This is a genomic window from Virgibacillus sp. SK37, from assembly GCF_000725285.1.
Taxonomy (GTDB): Bacteria; Bacillota; Bacilli; order Bacillales; family Amphibacillaceae; genus Virgibacillus_Q.
Window position 1 is genome coordinate 879323 of record NZ_CP007161.1, and the last position, 19588, is coordinate 898910.

A 19588-nucleotide genomic window follows, 5' to 3' on the forward strand; every position below is an offset into this window, starting at 1 on the left:
ATAATTGGAAATGCATATTATTTTATTATGGATAAACGCTAGGTTTAAGGATATTTAAGAATAGAGGTAGAATTTATGAAAAATAGTTGGAAAATATACAGTAGAGACATGAGAAATATTAGTAAAAACTGGGTGGCAGCAATTTTAATCGGTGGATTAATTGTGCTTCCATCTTTGTATGCATGGTTCAATATTAAAGCATCGTGGGATCCTTATGGGCAGACCGACCAAATCCCTATCGGAATCGTAAATGAAGATATAGGTGCTGAAGTGGAGGGTGAAAATATTGACGTAGGTAAGGAACTCGTCAAAACACTCAAAAAAAATAAATCCATGGACTGGCAATTTACAACGAGGGATAAAGCTATGGATAAAGTGGAATATGGAGATTATTATGCGGTAATTGTAATACCAAAAGACTTTTCCGAAAAGCTGACTTCAGTCGTATCAGGAAAGCCCAGAAAGTCAGAAATGGAATATTATGTGAATGAAAAGATAAACGCCATCGCCCCAAAAATTACCGATAAGGGAGCAAGCGTTATTGTTAATGAAATAAGCAGTAAGTTTATTTCTACTGTCAATGGAGTTATTTTTGAAATGTTTAATAATTTGGGAGTGGAATTAGAGAAGGATTTGCCAGATATTCAAAAGTTTGAGAACTACATATTTGAAATGGAAAAACAATTGCCAAAGTCCTACGAGCTTATTCAGGATTCCCTAGGTGATGCAAAAAAAGCGCAAACTGTTATAGACAATGCACAAAATAAACTTCCACAGGCAAAGGACGTTACGAACCAAGGTCTCCAAACTATTGATGATACTACTGCCATCCTCTCAGAAGGAGAGAGAAAGCTTAATGAGATGGCACCCAAAATAAAGCAAGACTTAAAGAAGGCTCAACAAGTAGCAAGTGATGTTAATAATTTTCTTTCAGATGTGGATAACGTGGAGGTTGATTTCTCTAAACAAGAAGAATTAAATAAACTGTTGGATGAACGTGTAGACGAGGCGATAGGCAGTCTGGGAACAGTGGAAGAAGCGCTAAAACAACTGAAACAATTAAATAATGATGAACAAAATAATGGGAATCAAGAGGAAGAACAACCTTCTGAAGCCGAGAACCCTAGCGGAAAAGAAGAGCAACAGGAAATAATCGATAGAGCAATAACCAATGTAAGTACATTAAAAGATGCTCTTAAAGAAGTACAGGGCAATGCTCAAGAAATTTCCAACTTTGCAAATGAGAAAAAAGATCAAGTGAATAGCATTTTTAAAGATTTACAGGAGTTATCTGCAAATACAAATAACCGAATTGGAGACTTTCTGACGGAATATGAGGAAGAAATAGAACCTACAGTTCGGAAACAAATTAGCTCTGCTAAAGAAACATTAAAAAATGGTCGAGCAATACTTGTAGATATTAAGAAGACAATTCCGGAAGTTGAAAGAATTTTAAACAGCACAGAAGCAAATCTTTCTGACGGAAAAGATATGTTGGAATACATGGAAGGCCAATATCCTTATGTAAATGATAAAATAAATGAACTGGCGGATAAAATTCGTAATATACAAGGAGAAACAGATATTAACGAAATAATACAGTTACTGCAAAACGATCCGAAAGCCGAGAAAGGATTTTTTGCTGAGCCAGTAAAATTAAATAAAAATGAGTTATTCCCCATCCCAAACTATGGATCAGGTATGACTCCTTTCTATACGGTGCTTGCTATTTGGGTGGGAGCATTACTGCTAATTTCTTTATTAGCCACGGATGTACATGATATAAATTCCTATACAGCAAGAGAAAGATATTATGGTAAATTATTCACTTTCTTCTCAATTGGTATATTACAAACTCTGATTGTTACAAGTGGAGATATTTTGCTATTGGATGCATATGTAGCTGAACCGGGCTGGTTTATTCTTTTCGGTCTAATCATTAGCCTGGTATTTATGTCGATTGTATATACAGTAGTTACTGTGTTTGGTGATGTTGGAAAAGCGATGGCGATTATAATGCTGGTACTACAAATCGCTGGTGCAGGCGGGACTTATCCTGTGGTATTACTACCAAGCTTCTTCCAGAAAATTAATCCTTTCCTTCCTTTCACTTATGCTATTGACTTAATGAGAGAGGCAGTTGGTGGTATTGTCTGGGATCGAGCAATACATGACTTGTTATTTCTTCTCTTGTTTGGTTTGGCGTTCTTGATTTTAGGTACACTTTTCAAAGAAAGAATTAACAGGCAAACACATAAGTTAATGGAGAAATCAAAAAAAGCAGGTTTGTTTCATTAAAGATCTATCTAAAGGGAAACCAACGAAGATTAACTTTTGAGCTTCCCTTTAGTTAGTGGTTTATATAATTAAAGAAATTAGTTAAAGTAAGTTACAGAGGGTATATCTTTTTTGCCAGAGTATTAAGATAAATTATGGTAAAATAGGGTATAGGTAATGAAGGAGTGATACTTTGCAAATTAATGAGCAGGCTAGAAATGAATTACTTTCAGAAGTGAATGGACTGACAGCAGAGCATTTGAATCAGAAACCTTCAGAAAATGAATGGTCTATTAAGGAGATACTCGAACATCTTTATTTAATGGAAGGCGCCATTACTGAATCAATTCAGAAACAGTTGGCCTCCCCAGAAATAAATGTGGTGAAGGAAAAACCAATAGAGCTTACGGTTAATCGTGATACAAAGGTGGATGCTCCATCATTTGCAGTACCAAGCGAGGATTACGCTACTCTTGAGGAATTGAAAGGAAAGCTTGCTTATACACATGAAAATTTGGAAAAGCTAGTTGAAAATGAAGATAAAATGGCAATGAAAAATAAAGCATTCCCCCATCCTGTTTTTGGAGATATGAGTTTGGACCAGTGGATCCCCTTTATCGCATATCATGAAATGCGACATACCGATCAAATAAAAGAAGTGAAAAAGAAGCTAGGCATATAACTACAAAAAAGAGGCTGAGACATAACTAAATAACGCTATTTCAAAGACGAACATTCTAAAGTGTGGGACCCCGCTCCGGAAAAACGCTTCGCTTTCCGTGGGCGCTGCTAAGCCTCCTCGTGCTACGCACTCCGGGGTCTTAGCTAGGCTTTTCCTCCCACAGGAGTCTGCGCGTTTTTCCTCCGCTAATTTGTTGCAAAAAGAAATCCGAACCATGATTCTTTAATAGTCGAATCGGTTCGGATTTTCAATGTATAAAATTTCTTTTGTCTCAGCCCCTTTTTGTTAGCTCTGAAATATTTGTTCGAGACATATAATAATTCATCATGTATATATAAATTGAATTAACTTGGTTGTATATTAATATCAAAACGAATTATTGATACAGTTCAACAAATTACAGTTCATAGTGTTGTTAACATCTACCAATGGAACGTTCTTTTATCCCGACTTATTTTCTGTATAATAGATATATAGGATCATAGAGGAGGTGTCGCATTGACTAAAAAGAAAAAACGTTGGTTACAAGTAGGGATCAGTTTAATTACTATCCTATTAATTATAGATATAATTGCTGGGGTTTATTTTTATAACTTGGCAATTGAGCGTAATGTAAAAGATTTTCTGGTTGGCAATTCGGACCTTGAAGTGTCTGCAGAGGCAATGGATGTCTTTACTGAAGGAGATTGGAGAGACTGGGTAAGAGATCAGGAATTTGAACAAATGGAAATGACCTCTTATGATGGTTTGAAGCTAAAAGGATATTTTTTGAAAGCTAAAAAGCCTACAGATAAAACAGTTGTTTTAGCACACGGTTACTTAGGTCGGTCTACAGATATGGGATTATATGGCCAATATTATTATGAAAACTTAGGATACAACATTTTTATGCCTGATTTCCGTGGTCACGGTCAAAGTGAAGGCGATTATATTGGTTTTGGTTGGCATGATCGCCTTGATTTAATAGATTGGATTCATACACTATCTACTAAACTTGGACCAGACTCAGAGTATGTTTTACATGGTGTATCCATGGGTGCAGCATCCGTTTTAATGGCCAGTGGAGAAGAAGGATTGCCTAAAAGTGTAAAAGCGATTATTGCTGATAGCCCTTATACAAGTGTATATGATATGTTTAAGTACCAATTAGGTCGTATGTATAACGTACCGGCATTCCCTGTTCTTCCAACAACAAGTGTAGTTACAAAAATAAAAGCCGGATATTCCTTGAAAGAGGCTTCAGCGTTAAAACAAGTACAAAAAGCAGAAGTTCCTATTCTGTATATCCATGGCAATGCTGATACATTTGTACCTACTTCGATGGCTGAAAAGCTGTACAAAAATACTAGCAGTGAAAAAGATTTCATATCATTTGATAATGCCGGGCACGGCGAAGCTTTTGTAACAAAAAAGGATAAATATGTAGATAAACTGAACAGCTTTTTGGATAAATATATAAACTAATAATTTTTTATATGTAATAAATTCCTTATTTAAAGATCAACTGCCTTGTGTAGTTGATCTTTTTTTTATTTGATGTTATATACAATAAAATGCATATTAATAAGATTTAAAAGCGAAAAACTACGCTTGTATTGTATTTTTATAAATAAATATTAATATTTATACTTGATTAATTTCTTCAATAAAACTATAATAATGAATAATTCGAAAATATGGAGAGAGGGAAATTGTGGTGAAACGTGCAGCGATTATTGGAGGAACAGGGTATGGAGCGGCAGAGCTGATACGCTTAATTCATCTCCACAAATATTTAGAAGTAAGTAAAATTATTTCACATTCTCATTATGGAGAATATATTGCAACACACTATCCTCACATGCATACTTATATGGATTTAAAGATGGAGGCACTGGATGTCAGGGTGTTAGCGAATGAAGTCGATATTATTTTTTTTGCTACTCCTGCAGGCATAGCCAAAGAATTAATTCCACAGCTAGAGGGTAACCATGTTCAATGTATTGATTTATCAGGGGATTTACGCTTGCCCAATCGCGACTTATATCAAAAGTGGTATGGTCAGTTGGGAGCTCCACAAGAGATGTTAGATAAAGCGGTTTATGGTTTAACAGAGGTATTTCCTAATCAAATTAAAGATGCCGAAGTAGTATCTAATCCAGGCTGCTTTCCCACCGCTAGTTTACTAGGATTAACGCCAAGTATAAAAGAAAAAATTATAGACACACAATCTATCATTATAGACGGAAAAACGGGGGTTTCTGGTGCAGGTGGGTCGCCTTCTAAAATGACTCATTTCTCAGAGACAAATGAAAATATTCAGCCTTATAAAATAGGGAAACATCAGCACATTCCTGAAATAGAGCATTACCTTTCCATCACAGCTGGTGAATCAATTAACGCCACATTCACTACACATCTCATACCAATGACACGCGGATTGCTATGCACTATTTATGGAAGGCTTACCAAAAATGTAACTACGAAAGAAATAATACATTTATATCAGGACTTCTACGCAAATCATCCATTTATACGTGTATTGGAAGAAGACCAAACACCAACTACGAAAAATGTATATGGAAGTAATTTTTGCGATATTAGTATTCATGTTGATGAAAGGACGAATCAGCTAATTATTGTTTCGGCAATAGACAACTTAGTTAAGGGAGCAGCTGGTCAAGCAATCCAAAATGCAAATTTGATGAATGACTGGAAAGAGGAAGAAGGTTTAGCTCAATTACCAATCTATCCATAGGAAAGGGGCATGGAAATGATCACTACCAAGATAAATCAGATAAAGGTATTGGAAAACGGAAATATAGCCAGCCCAAAAGGGTATACCGCAGGCGGAGTACATTGTGGGATACGTAAAACAAAGCTGGATTTTGGTTGGATACACTCTAACATTCCAGCAGTTGCAGCAGGAGTGTACACCTTAAATGCTTTTCAGGCAGCTCCACTTAAATTAACTAAAAGTAGTATCGAAAAGGAAAAGCGGATTCAAACAGTTGTTGTTAATTCCGGAATAGCTAATGCGTGTACAGGAAACCAGGGATATCTGGATGCGTTGGAAACCCAAAGGTTGGCTGCAGATAAAATGGGAATACATAAAGATTATGTTGCAGTAGCTTCCACCGGTTTGATCGGCAAAACCTTACCAATGGAGAAAATTAAAGTTGGTATTGCAGAAATAGGAGAAGCAAACAATTCATCGGCAGAAAATTTTGAAAAGGCTATTTTAACAACTGATACGGTTACGAAGCATATTGGTGTTCAAGTAGAAGTGGAAGGAAAAACAGTCACTATCGGCGGAGCGGCGAAAGGTTCTGGAATGATATGCCCCAATATGGCTACAATGCTTGCTTTTATTACTACAGATGCAGCTATTGAGGAGCATGCTCTTCAGCAGGCGCTAAAATCTATGACGGACTGTTCTTTTAACAGGATTACTGTTGATGGGGATTGCAGTACAAATGATATGGTGTTGGCTTTGGCAAATGGCCAGCAAGGTAATACCCCATTAAATGAAGATCATCATGACTGGTCCATATTTTTGGAGGCATTCAAGTTCGTTTGTGAAGCTTTAGCTAAGCAGATTGCAAGAGATGGAGAAGGAGCAACCAAGTTGATAGAAATACATGTAGAAGGAGCGCCAACGGAGCGTGCTGCAGGACAGGTAGCAAAGGCAGTAATATCTTCTAATCTTGTAAAGACAGCGATTTTTGGTTCTGATCCGAATTGGGGAAGAATTGTTTGTGCAGTCGGCTACAGTGAACAACCACTCGATCCGGAAAAAGTAAATGTAAGTTTAGGTAACATAAATGTAGTTAAGAATGGAGTTCCACTCGAATTTGATGAGGTAAAGGCAACGAGCTATTTGCAAAATGAAGAGGTACAACTATTTGTGGATTTACAAAATGGTAAAGAAAAGGCTCTGGCATGGGGCTGTGATTTAACCTATGACTACGTAAAAATAAATGCATCCTATCGGACGTGAGGTGAGAGAACTGAGTAATATTGTATTCAAATTAGGCGGAAGTATTATTGCAGAGCTTCCCAATTCGTTTTATGACATGCTTGTACATTTAAAAAGGTCGGGCAAATGTAATCCGATTATCGTGCATGGTGGTGGACCGACGATTAATAAGTTACTGGATCACTTGAATATAGAACATGAATTTGTAAAAGGGCTTCGAAAAACATCCAAAGATGTTTTAGAAATTGCTGAAATGGTGATGAGTGGATCAATTAATAAACACATTGTTACCTCTATTCAAACAATAGATGGCAAGGCAATTGGTTTAAGTGGCGTAGATGCGGCGATTTTACAGGCGAAACCTCTGGGAATACAAGAAGAAATCGGGTATGTAGGTGAAGTGGAAAATGTAGATACGGAATGGCTCCACCTTATCATTCAGCATGGTGCCATTCCGGTGATATCACCCATAGGGCTAGGTTCAGATGGGCAGCATTATAATATCAATGGGGATATGGCTGCCGCAGCCGTGGCTGAGTCGATGAATGCCAAGCTTGCCTTTATTAGTGATATACCTGGTGTGAAGGAAGAGCTTGATGGGCGTACAATTGTTCATCCTAATTTAACAAAGGAACAGATCGAAACGATGATCGAAGCAGGAACTATTCATGGTGGAATGATACCAAAGGTGCAATCGGCTCTAAAGGCATTAACAGGCGGTGTAACAGAAACAGTAATTCTAAATGGATGGGAATCCAAAGATATAGAAGCTTATTTGGATGGAAAACAAGCGGGCACAAAGCTAATTATAGAAAAGGAGGCCAATCATGTCTGAAACTGTAACTGAACAAGCTTCATCTGCCTTAATGAATGTTTATAACAGATTTCCGCTCACACTTGTAAAAGGAAAGGGTAGTTATGTATGGGATGATGAAGGAGCTAACTACCTTGATTTTACTTCTGGTATAGCAACATGCAATCTTGGTCATATACCTGATAGTGTAGAAGAAGCAGTAAAGGAGCAATTGGAGCAACTTTGGCATTGTTCTAATCTATACCATATCCCGGCTCAGAAAAAGCTTGCTGAACAGCTAGTAAAATATAGCTGCCTTGATCAGGTATTTTTTTGTAATAGTGGTGCAGAAGCAAACGAGGCCGCGATTAAATTGGCAAAGAAATATGCAAAGGATAAGGGGTGGGTAGACAGGACAGAGATTGTAACATTTACTCAATCCTTCCATGGCCGTACAGGTTCCACCATGGCAGCAACCGCACAAGAAAAAATTCATCAAGGATTCACTCCGTTGACGCCTGGATTTCGCTATCTTCCTTACAACAATATCGAAGCCTTGAAGCAAGTGCACAACGGTAAAACAACAGCAGTTCTATTGGAATTGATTCAAGGAGAAGGGGGAGTTAATCCTGCAAATATAGAATGGTTAACTAACCTTCGTGATCTATGCCATGAGCATGATATCCTTTTTATGGTAGATGAAATACAGACAGGAATGGGTAGAACCGGGGAGTTGTTTGCTTATGAGCAGTTCGGTGTTGATCCAGATGTCATTACATTAGCAAAAGGGCTTGGTTCAGGTTTTCCTGTAGGTGCACTTCTTGCAAAGAAAACGGTAGCGGAGTCATTTCAGCCTGGAACGCATGGTAGTACTTTTGGAGGGAACCCCTTAGCGATGGCTGCCGGCCTGGCAACAATAGAAACAATTATGAACAATAGCATATTAAATGAAGTGGAAAATAAAAGTAGATGGATGGCTGAACAATTAGCAGCCCTAAAGCAACAATTCTCTTCTATTAAAGAAGTGAAAATGAGTGGCTTATTAATTGGTGTACAAATGAAAGAAGAGGCTGCTCCTTTGGTTACCGCATTTAGAGAAAAAGGAATTCTGGTGCTTCTTGCAGGGTCTCATGTGCTGCGAATCCTGCCACCTTTAACTGTATCACAGGAAGAATTGACAACATTTATTACTGTTTTTAAAGAAATTTTACAGGCTAAAGGGGCGAACCAGCTATGACAAAAATTAATCAATTAAAGAAAGTAATGGTCATTGGTTCAGGTCCCATAGTTATTGGTCAGGCTGCTGAGTTTGATTACGCGGGAACACAAGCATGCATAGCGCTAAAAGAAGAAGGAATAGAAGTTATACTCGTAAACAATAATCCTGCCACTATGATGACAGATAAACAAATAGCAGATCATGTCTATATGGAGCCATTGACTATTGAATCACTTGAAAGCATTATATCCATAGAAAAACCAGATGGTCTAATTGGCACATTGGGAGGTCAAACAGGCTTAAACTTAACCGTTGAGCTTCATGAACAAGGTATCTTAGAAAAGTATCAAGTTAAATTGTTAGGTTCATCTGTCCCTTCCATACAGCAAGGCGAGGACAGAGAAAAATTCCGTGAGCTGATGCTTGAAATAAATGAGCCTGTTTGCGAATCAACAATTATTCAATCAGTGGAAGAAGGAAAATCATTTATCCAATCTACTGGATACCCAGTCATTTTGCGCCCTGCCTACACCCTTGGAGGAGAAGGTGGCGGTTTTGCAGAAAGTGAAGATGAATACAAAGAACTCTTGGAGAATGGGTTAAACCTGAGTCCCATTGATCAGGTGCTGGTGGAAAAAAGTATAAAAGGATGGAAAGAAATTGAATTTGAAGTAATTCGTGATGCTGCGGATAATTGTGTAGTTGTGTGTGACATGGAGAACGTAGACCCAGTTGGTGTGCATACAGGTGATTCCATTGTCGTAGCGCCCTCGCAAACGATCACGACGGAACAAAAGGAATTACTAGAGCGTGCTTCGGTGAAAATTATTCGGGCTTTGCATGTCATTGGCGGGTGTAATATTCAATTTGCTTTGCATCCAGAGACGAATGCGTATTATATTATTGAAGTCAATCCCCGGGTCAGCCGTTCCTCTGCACTAGCTTCTAAAGCGACAGCATATCCAATTGCCTTAGTGGCTACTAAATGTGCAATTGGCTACACATTAGATGAAATAGTCAATCCGGTTGCTGGCAACGCATACGCAAGCGAAGCACCAGTATTGGATTATGTAGTAGTAAAAGCACCACGATTTCCTTTCGATAAATTTACAGAAGCAGATCGTAGATTAGGTACGCAAATGAAAGCAACGGGTGAAGTAATGGCTATAGACCGTACCTTTATCGGAGCCTTGAATAAGGCTGTGCGTTCACTTGAACTTCATATGAATAGCTTAAATTGGAAGGAAATGTCCGTTCTCTCTAAAGAAGACTTAATGGAGTCCATAGCAGTACCAAATGATCTCCGACTTTTCGCCATTGCGGAGGCTTTAACGAGAGGAATAGAGGTAAATGAGATACAAGAAATAACACAAATTAATTCCTGGTTCATTGAAGAAATTAATAAAGTAATTACTTGCGAACAGAAGATAGAAAGGTACAGTCTGTCTAACGTTTCATCAGAATTGCTTAAGGAAGCAAAGTTGCTAAATATTAGTGATGAACGAATTGCAGAATTACTGGAAACAACGGGGAAGAAAGTAAGAAGCTTGTATAAAAGCATGGATTTCCATTTGTCTTATCACTTAATGAAAACCTCCCAATCCAGCACGCAACCAATAGCTTCGTGCTATTACTCCTCCTGGGGGAACGATAACGAGGAGCCAGTGTATGAAACTGAAACGGAAAAAATACTTGTCCTGGGCTCTGGTCCGATTCGTATTGGCCAAGGGGTAGAATTTGATTATTGTTCTGTACATGCTGCTCTTGCAGTAAAGAAAATGGGATATGAAGCAATTGTAATTAATAACAATCCAGAAACAGTAAGTACCGATTACACAATTGCGGATCGACTGTATTTTGAACCATTGGCCCTGGAAGATGTGTTAGCAGTAATTGAAAAGGAGAAACCCGCTGGCGTTCTTATTCAATTTGGCGGCCAAACGGCTGTGAATTTAGCAAACTCTCTTCAGGAGGAAGGCGTCCATATTTTTGGAACTGCACCAAAACATATTGATCAAATGGAAGACAGGGAGCAATTTTATGAAGTGTTGAATAAATTAAACATCAATCATGTGCCTGGTTTTGTCGTAAATGAACATGAAGACATTTCGACAACCGCAAGTCAGTTGGGTTTTCCGGTACTTATTCGCCCATCCTATGTTATAGGCGGACAATCAATGTTTATTTGCAATAATGAAATAGAATTGCAAGCATATGTCAAACGGATTCAGCAGGATACAAAGGATCGTTGTTGGCCACTACTTATTGATTCATATATACCGGGAGTAGAGTGCGAAATCGATGTAATCAGTGACGGGCAGCAAATCATTGTGCCTGGAATTGTTGAACATATAGAGAGGGCAGGTGTCCATTCCGGAGACAGTATGAATATCTTTCCAGCCATTTCCCTTACTGATAAAATGAAGGAAAGAATAATCAACATTGCGCGTATTATTAGTCAACAAGTACCTATTATTGGGATGATGAATATTCAATTTGTCATCGATGGAGATACGATTTATGTATTGGAAGTCAACCCACGTTCCTCCAGAACTGTACCTATGCTCAGTAAAATAATGGATATACCGATGGTTGAGTGGGGAGTAAGGGCGCAGTTAGGTGAAGCGCTGGATGATATCAGCTCGGAGTTGAATCTAGCTAATGAACCTGAATATTATATGGTAAAAGCTCCTGTGTTTTCAGCAGGGAAGCTAAAAGGAGTAGATCATGTACTTGGGCCTGAAATGAAATCTACCGGAGAAGCTATTGGTATAGGAGAAACAAAAGAAGTAGCCTTAGCTAATGCTTTGCCTGAAAATGTTCAGAAGATGTTTAAGAGTAAAAAACCGTTAAACGTGATTGTATCCATTTCGGAAAGGGAGAAGCCAAATTGTATAGATTTACTTAAAAAGCTTATAGTGGAAGGTGCTGTAATCACCGCTACAAAGGGGACAACAGCCTATTTAGAGGAAATGGGTATTCCGGTATATAATACGGTTTATACAAAGGAAGAAATACATGGCCTTTGGCGTTCAAATACGCCTGATCTAGTGCTGAATATACCAAGCCAAGGCAGGAAAAAAGAAAAGACAGGATTTTATCTTCGTGAGCTTGCTGTCCGGTATCAGACCCCTTATTTTACTAGCCTTGATACACTACAAGTACTTTATAGCTGGCTTCGTAATGCAGAGCATGTTATCAAACCGAAGTCTTTGCAAGAGTATTTGCATCAATTAAATAAAGATAAAGTATTACATGCCGAAAAGTAAACGTAAAAGCAGCATTCACTAATAAATGTATACTTATAAACGATTGATTACAGAAGCATAACTAACGAATTAGCAGCAGCACAAAGCTTAGTGCTGCTGCATTAACATAAACAGATATGCGTTTTTCTATAATTTCTCAAACCAACGGCAAATGTGGTTTAATCTCTCTATTCTCATCTCTGGTTTACCACTTCTGCTTAATTCATGATTGGCATCAGGAAAGCGGACGAATTCAACTTCTTTTCGTAGATGCTTTAGTGTTATGAATAACTGCTCCCCTTGTTCCACCGGGCAACGAAAGTCTTTTTCTCCATGCAAAATCAATAAAGGAGTTTCTACATTTTTAGCATATTTTAGAGGAGAGATATCCCATAGCTTTTTTGGGTCATCTAATAGGTTTAAACCGTGTTCCCACTCATTAAAAAAGAAACCAATATCACTAACGCCATAAAAACTAAGCCAATTAGAAATAGAACGTTGTGTAACCGCAGCCTTAAAGCGGTTTGTATGTCCTACAATCCAATTTGTCATGAATCCTCCATAACTGCCACCAGTCACCCCAAGTCTATCTTTATCAATAAAATCGAAGTTTGCCAGTACATAATCTACTACCTCCATCAGGTCTGTATAATCGCCATTACCGTAATCAGTACGGCAAGCATTCACAAATTCTTGCCCATAACCGTGGCTTCCGCGGGGGTTTGCATACACTACAACATACCCTTTTGCTGCTAACAGTTGTAATTCATGGAAATAAGTTTGGCCATACATGGCATGGGGGCCTCCATGGATTTCCAAAATCATTGGATATTTTTCACCATCCTGATATCCTGATGGAGGCAGTAGCCACCCTTGAATTTCTTCACCATCCTTAGTTGGAACAGTAATTGTTTCTGGTTCAGCTAATGTTAGCTTGGATAAAAGAGCCGAGTTGAAATCTGTTAATCTATGGATCTCTCCATCTTTCTTTAAGTGATAGAAATTGCAAGGATTTGTTGGTGTACTAATTCCAAGAATAAATGAACCAGAATGGGCATCGTAAGTGAAACCAAATACATGATGGTTCTCTTTGTAAAGAACGTCCAATTCACCTGTTAAGGAGACTTGGTACAGACCAGTTACCCCGTGGTCTGTTGCAAGAAAAAAGATACTTTCTCCATCCGTCGCCCAAATCGGCCCACTCTCAGAGTTTCCTAAGCGCGTATCACCTATCATAGCATCACCCAGTTGAATATCCCATTCAGCACTCAAGATACTTTTTTCATGGCTTACCGGATCAAAAATGTATAAGTCAGTAAGTGTAGCACCTGCATAAGTAAAGCTATGGCCGAATGCAGCAATTTTATTACCAACAGGAGCATATACTGCACGATGATATGTACCTTTACTATCTGTAAGTTTCTTTATTTTCTTGGAAAAACGGTTCAAAATATAGATGTCGTCAACCTGTTCATAATCTTCATTCTCTCCAAGGTTGGCAATAAATAAAATCTCATTCCCATCTGGTGAAACATCCTGCAGGATATGGTCAGTATGTGCACTCGTTAACTGCTCCAGGTTACCTGTTTCTATATCCAAGGCAAATAACTGGGTACGCTTCTGATCATGAAAACCTTTAGCGTCTGATTTATATTTTAGACGGTTTATGACAAGTGGACGCTTAGCCAATTCTTTCTGTTCTTTGTCTTTTTCCTCTTTCGATATTTCGCTGAGATTGTTACTATCTTCTGCCGGATCTATGGATGCGTTAAAAATGAGGGTATTACTGTCAGGTCCCCAAACTGGGTTGCTAGCCCCGTGTTTAAGTTTAGTAAGCTGTTGTGCTTCCCCTCCTTGCATGGGTAGGAGCCACAACTGTTCAGTTCCACTTCTGTTGGACTGGAAAACAGCCTTTTTCCCATCAGGAGAGACGTATATGTTATTGCTTTTCTCCTTGCCAAACGTCCATTGGTGTCTATCTTTAGAGTCCAAGCTTTGGGAAAATAGATGTGACTCGTATTCTTTTTTCTCATTAATGGTTGTAGATACATAGGTGTAGGCATTACCATATGGAGTGAATTTAGGGTCACTTACAATTTCATATTCCAGCAAGTCTTCCGTTTTAAGCGATCTTTTTTCGTTCATTATTTTAGCTCCTTTTATTTTAAAATTTAACTACGATCATGATAATGGTAGTGACAATACATCTGTAGAAGGCATTTCCCCAAGGCTGGTTTAATTCCTGCAATATATGATTCAATTGAAGGAAGAAGCACTTTCCACACTTCTTAAAAAGCGGTTTAAATCTTTTCGTTTCTTAAAGACATAAATGTTTTTTCCTTCTTCCAATTTGGACAGCCTATCATAAACGGCAGGCGCTTTTGTTTTATTATAGTCGCGTACCCACTGGAAAAACTCCCAATCCAGCTTTTCCTTACAATTTTCGCCCATATCTGGCCTGGTCTTGTTGTGGAACTGGATTCTACGTTTTACTATTCCATACAGACATACTGAGGTTTTATAATGAAGAAAAATGACTGTATCAGCATGTTGAAGACGGATATCCATTGTTGAACTATAGTTACCGTCGATAATCCATGCATTCTGTTCAATAATTCTTTGGCTCTTTTTTATAAGTTCTTCTCGTTCTATTGGTTCCCAACCAGGCTTCCAGAAGATAGCATCCAGGTGGAACACGGGAAGATGCAACATATGTCCAAGCTTTGTTGCTAACGTAGATTTTCCTGAGCCCCCACTGCCAATAATTGCAATTTTCTTCATAGCATCACCTACTACATCACATATTTTGGTAGATTAATTTAGCATAATTTTGGGAAAATTATAATCAAAAAACAACTGCCAAGCGGCTCTTTCCCTTGGCAGCTGCGCGTCTCTTATAAAGGAAATTCCTAAAATTAAACAGAAGGTTTTAAGACATCATCACTAGTGATATTAGCATCTGCTATGTATGCTTTTTGGAGTTGTCTTGTAATTTTGCCAGGTTTTCCATTATTAATTTCCTTGTTATCAACTTTAATTACAGGCATAACTTCGGAAGTACTGCTGGATAAAAAGATCTCATCAGCCATAGCAATATCTTCAACAGAAAACCCTTCTTCTATAAAAGGAATGTTTAAGTCATTAGCAAACTTTTCTACACGCATCCGCACACATCCATGCAAAATATTATTGGTGGCAGGATGGGTATGAATTTTCCCGTCTTTTACTAAATATGCGTTTGAGGAACTACATTCTGTTACCAATCCATCCCTATGAAGAATCGCTTCATAACACCCTTGTTCCTTTGCTTCTTGCTTAGCCAATACGTTTGGAAGAAGATTTAAGCTTTTAATATAGCAATTTTCCCAGCGGATGTCACGTTGTGTAATTGTACATACGCCATTATCCAAGTTTTCCTGATTACGCGGCAAATCCTGTAGATAGGCATACATATTTGCAGGAACATTTAAAGGAAAAACATGATCTCTTGGCGCAGAGCCTCGAGATACCTGCAAATATACTTTCCCATCTGCTGTCATCTTATTTTTTGTTAATAGCTCTAGTAGTAGCTTCTTGAGTTCATCTTTCGTTAATGATAAGTTAATCTTAATAGCTTCTGTAGAGCGGAAGAGGCGGTCAACATGCTCATTTAATAGATAGTATTCACCGTTATATATGCGGATTACTTCATAAACGCCGTCCCCGAACTGCAGGCCTCTTTCTTCATACGGATATTTTAATTCATCACGATGTGTAAATTTGTCTTGCGCTAAAATAATTGGATAAACAGACATGAAATTTTCCCTCCTAAAGTTATGACTATTCTAATACTTCCGTGGCTACTTGTAAATGTATATTAAAGTGAGAAATCTCACAGAACGACCATCCGTTGTCTGTGTATAATTAAATACATAGAGAGGTGTGTGACCATGGAACCCTTGTTAAACAGATTAGATAATCCAACTTACGAAAAATTGATGATGAATAGCTTTCGTAAAGAGTACATGAAGAATACTACTGTGTTTAGTGAAGGGAGCCCCGCAGAAGCTCTTTACTTTATAGAAAGCGGGACTGTTCGTATTTACAAGGGAATGGGTTCTGACAAGGAAATTACCATCTTTACCAGAAAAGAAAATGACTGTTTTGGTGAAATAGGGATATTTAGTGGAACCAAATATTCAAATACCGCAGTAGTTACTGAAGATGCAGTCTTAAATCGTATTACAAGAGTAAAGGCAGAAGAGCTTATCGAACAAAACGGGTCACTTGGGCTACATTTTACCCGATGGGTAGCAGAATCATTGGAGGCAAGCAAAGCTAAAATGCGAGATTACATTGCCTTTGGCTCAGAAGGTGCAATAGCATCTGTATTTATTCGATATTCTAACATGTACGGAATTGTGACAAAAAACGGAATCCGAATAACAGAACCGATTCGTGTTAGAGAGATTAGTAAGCATATAGGTATTTCGAGAGAGACGGTAAGTCGTGTTGTAAATAAGTGGAAAGAGCAAGGCCTAATAACCAATGACAACAAATACTATTTTATTAAAGATATTAATTATTTCAGGGAATTACTCATATGTGAAAATTGCGGTGTGGAAAACTGTATTTTATAGAAGCTATTCTCTTTGTGATAGCTTCTATAAAAATTCTGTCGAAAAAAGAAATTTTTTATTGATTTTTTAAAATGTGCTTGTTATAATTAAAAATGCGTTCGAAAAACACATTGTTTTACCACAGTAATTAATTTGAGCGTTGATAATTTAATAGTTAATGATGTGCGGGTGTAGTTTAGTGGTAAAACCTCAGCCTTCCAAGCTGATGATGAGGGTTCGATTCCCTTCACCCGCTCCATACATATGTCATAACGCAGTGTTTCGTAATTTATTTACGAAGTGTTGCGTTTTTTACTTTTATTATATGTGTAAACTAAGCATACAAGTTCCAAGTTCCTAATAAGAAATATAGAGTTAATAGGATATTTTATACAAGACATCCTATTCTACAGTATAGTCTTAACTAATTCACAAAATATATAAACTGCGAACTAACTATTGATCTCTAAACTAACTATGAAAGAAAGTTTCTTGCTGGAAAGATCACTAAAATACTGAAACTGGTTACACCACCGCTACGGAAAACACTTCGCTTTTCGGGGGCGGCTTATGAGCCTCCTCATGCTACCGCATTCCGGGGTCTCACCTATGCCTCATCTCCCCCAGAAGTCTCCGTATTTTCCTTCGCTAAGATTTACTTTTTCAGCAATAATGACCTTAGGATTAGGTGAAAAAAGCTCGCTTAACTTCTTCAAGGACAAGTGAAAAATCCACTCGGCATTTGGAATTTAAAGCTCATACAAATTGATTGGAGCGAAAGGGGGCGACTCCTGCCGGAATAGCATGAGCTGAAGACCCTGGACGGAGCGTAGCGGAGGAAGCGGCTGAAGCCATGCCGGCGGAAAGCGTCCCCCTGCAGCGGAAATCAATGGGGCTATCCACTTCCTTAAAATGAGACTTACTCTAGTTCGCATTTTACTCCAACTCTTTAAAAAGGGCTATAGTTATTAATTTAGTACACTTGATTTCAAAATAGAACTAAACCTACTTCATCTTCCTGTATTCTTCTTTTACCACTTCACTTGAAAACCACTTTTCCTGCATAGTATTCTTAAACCAATAACTATATATGAGCGAGGGATGTTTGATGAAACGACTAATGAACGAGCTTAAACGAATTGATAACAAGGGATATAAAGCCTACAAAGACATTCAAGGAAAATATAGCTACACGAAGTTTGATTTATTTATAGATTATGTACAAGGTGATCCATTTGCGACACCCTCCAAAATTAGAATAGTCATTCCAACCAAACAACGACCAATCCAGAATGAATGGCTTACCTCTTATGAAAGAAAAATAGCGGCAGAGGATAAAATGGCAAGAGTAGTAGCAAAAGCCATTCACAAGCAAAAGACCTTCATAAAAGGATCTGGTAAAAGTGGGCTAATTTTATTCGATCAGCCTGGACAGGAAGTTATTGAACGAAGTGCTATCCAATTAGATTCACATGCTATTACAGTTTGTATTTCCATTGGATTGCCTGCAAACGGACGGCGGATTAATGGTAAAGAGGCAGAGAAACTATTTGGGCAGTCTATTCCTTCTATAATAGAAAACTCTATATTTACATTAAAGGACGAAGAAGTAGAGGCATCCGTTCAACTTGCAGATCAACAGGTTGCCATTCGGAAGGCTATGCAAAAAAATGGATGGATCGCCTTTATTAATAATGGCGCTATCCTTCCTCGAAAAAGTGGTGTAAGTAACCGACCTTTAAAGAACGCGGTACCTTTTCAAAGTCCAAAGGAAGACGAAGTAGAAATACCAATCCCCCATAAGAAAGAACCACTACGTGGAATGGCTATATCTAAAGGAATTACACTAATTGTCGGAGGGGGTTATCATGGTAAAAGCACCATTCTCGAAGCGATTGAAAGAGGAGTATATGCACATACAGATGGGGATGGCAGAGAATATGTACTTACAGACCCCGATGCAGTAAAGATCCGTGCTGAAGATGGCCGGCAAGTTACAGGTGTAGATATTTCACCTTTTATTTCCAATTTACCACACAAAAAAGATACAAGCTTTTTCACGACAGAAAATGCAAGTGGCAGTACATCACAGGCGGCAAATGTAATGGAATCTTTGGAAGCAGGTGCCTCCACCTTACTTATCGATGAAGATACAAGTGCGACTAATTTCATGATTCGTGACCATCGAATGCAGCAACTTGTACAAAAAGATAAGGAACCTATTACGCCATTTATCGATAAAATAAGTCAGCTATACAACCAACTAGAGATTTCTACTATAATTGTTATGGGTGGTTCAGGTGATTACTTTGCTGTTGCAGATACAGTAATTATGATGGAATCCTACTTGCCGCATAACTTGACAGAAAAGGCAAAGCAAATTATGACGGAAAACCCGCTGGAAAGAGACATGTCTAAAGAAGACACGTTTGGAAAAGTAAGAGATCGTTATTTTCAGCAATCAACCCTGCAAACAAAAAAAGGAAAACGAGCGAAAACACAGGCTAAAGGATTGTCAACGATACTAATGGGAACAACAGATATTACTTTTCATCATACGGAACAACTTGTTGACGCCTCGCAAACCAGGATGATTGCTGAGATTATCAGCTATTTAGATCGTAGTAACAAACTTCAAAATAAATCGCTGCATGCGTTATTGGATGAACTGGAGAAGAAAATGGATACTGAAGGACTTGCTTCCTTTACAGTGTTTAAAGACCAGCATCCTGGAGATATTGCAAGACCACGAAGATATGAGATTGCTGCAGTGCTAAACCGAATGCGCACGGCTATGGTAAAATAAGAATAAA

13 protein-coding genes and 1 tRNA gene are annotated in these 19588 nt (G+C 38.2%); 11 read left to right on the plus strand and 3 right to left on the minus strand.

Features of this window, described 5'->3' with window-relative positions:
* Positions 1 to 75: 75 nt before the first annotated feature.
* From X953_RS04470 to carB, 8 genes are all read left to right on the plus strand, one after another.
* The gene (locus X953_RS04470; RefSeq protein ID WP_040954530.1) at positions 76 to 2298 is read left to right on the plus strand and encodes a YhgE/Pip domain-containing protein; all 2223 of its coding nucleotides are present in this window, start codon (positions 76 to 78) and stop codon (positions 2296 to 2298) included.
* Positions 2299 to 2470: 172 nt separating this feature from the next.
* A complete protein-coding gene (locus tag X953_RS04475; RefSeq protein ID WP_040954531.1) occupies positions 2471 to 2959 on the plus strand; it encodes a DinB family protein in 489 nt (162 codons plus the stop codon).
* Positions 2960 to 3457: 498 nt separating this feature from the next.
* Positions 3458 to 4423: an alpha/beta hydrolase gene (locus X953_RS04480; RefSeq protein WP_040954532.1), complete on the plus strand. Its 966-nt coding sequence runs from the start codon at positions 3458 to 3460 to the stop codon at positions 4421 to 4423.
* Positions 4424 to 4652: 229 nt separating this feature from the next.
* Complete coding sequence (gene argC / locus X953_RS04485; protein WP_084715613.1) at positions 4653 to 5696, plus strand: N-acetyl-gamma-glutamyl-phosphate reductase; 1044 nt, start codon at positions 4653 to 4655, stop codon at positions 5694 to 5696.
* A gap of 15 nt (positions 5697 to 5711) precedes the next feature.
* Positions 5712 to 6938: a bifunctional ornithine acetyltransferase/N-acetylglutamate synthase gene (gene argJ / locus X953_RS04490; RefSeq protein ID WP_040954533.1), complete on the plus strand. Its 1227-nt coding sequence runs from the start codon at positions 5712 to 5714 to the stop codon at positions 6936 to 6938.
* Position 6939: 1 nt separating this feature from the next.
* Entirely contained in the window at positions 6940 to 7752 is an 813-nt protein-coding gene (gene argB / locus X953_RS04495) for an acetylglutamate kinase (RefSeq protein WP_232217773.1), read from the plus strand.
* Positions 7745 to 8947, plus strand: coding sequence for an acetylornithine transaminase (locus X953_RS04500; protein WP_040954534.1), 1203 nt, complete (start codon positions 7745 to 7747; stop codon positions 8945 to 8947). Before argB ends, X953_RS04500 begins: the two co-directional genes overlap by 8 nt.
* Complete coding sequence (gene carB / locus X953_RS04505) at positions 8944 to 12198, plus strand: carbamoyl-phosphate synthase (glutamine-hydrolyzing) large subunit (RefSeq protein WP_040954535.1); 3255 nt, start codon at positions 8944 to 8946, stop codon at positions 12196 to 12198. Before X953_RS04500 ends, carB begins: the two co-directional genes overlap by 4 nt.
* Before the next feature lie 126 nt (positions 12199 to 12324).
* Here the strand turns inward: carB and X953_RS04510 are convergent, their stop codons facing one another.
* From X953_RS04510 to dat, 3 genes are all read right to left on the minus strand, one after another.
* The gene (locus X953_RS04510; RefSeq protein ID WP_040954536.1) at positions 12325 to 14322 is read right to left on the minus strand and encodes a S9 family peptidase; all 1998 of its coding nucleotides are present in this window, start codon (positions 14320 to 14322) and stop codon (positions 12325 to 12327) included.
* Positions 14323 to 14433: 111 nt separating this feature from the next.
* Entirely contained in the window at positions 14434 to 14958 is a 525-nt protein-coding gene (locus X953_RS04515) for a DNA topology modulation protein (protein WP_040954537.1), read from the minus strand.
* A gap of 134 nt (positions 14959 to 15092) precedes the next feature.
* A complete protein-coding gene (gene dat / locus X953_RS04520) occupies positions 15093 to 15971 on the minus strand; it encodes a D-amino-acid transaminase (RefSeq protein ID WP_040954538.1) in 879 nt (292 codons plus the stop codon).
* A 135-nt stretch (positions 15972 to 16106) separates the two neighbouring features.
* Between dat and X953_RS04525 the strand changes: the two genes are divergently transcribed.
* The 3 genes from X953_RS04525 (at position 16107) to X953_RS04535 (ending at position 19581) form a co-directional block, all read left to right on the plus strand.
* Positions 16107 to 16796, plus strand: coding sequence for a Crp/Fnr family transcriptional regulator (locus tag X953_RS04525; RefSeq protein WP_040954539.1), 690 nt, complete (start codon positions 16107 to 16109; stop codon positions 16794 to 16796).
* Between the two features lie 164 nt (positions 16797 to 16960).
* Positions 16961 to 17034: transfer RNA gene (locus X953_RS04530), tRNA-Gly, on the plus strand.
* Positions 17035 to 17883: 849 nt separating this feature from the next.
* Entirely contained in the window at positions 17884 to 19581 is a 1698-nt protein-coding gene (locus X953_RS04535; RefSeq protein ID WP_040954540.1) for an ABC-ATPase domain-containing protein, read from the plus strand.
* Positions 19582 to 19588 lie beyond the last annotated feature (7 nt).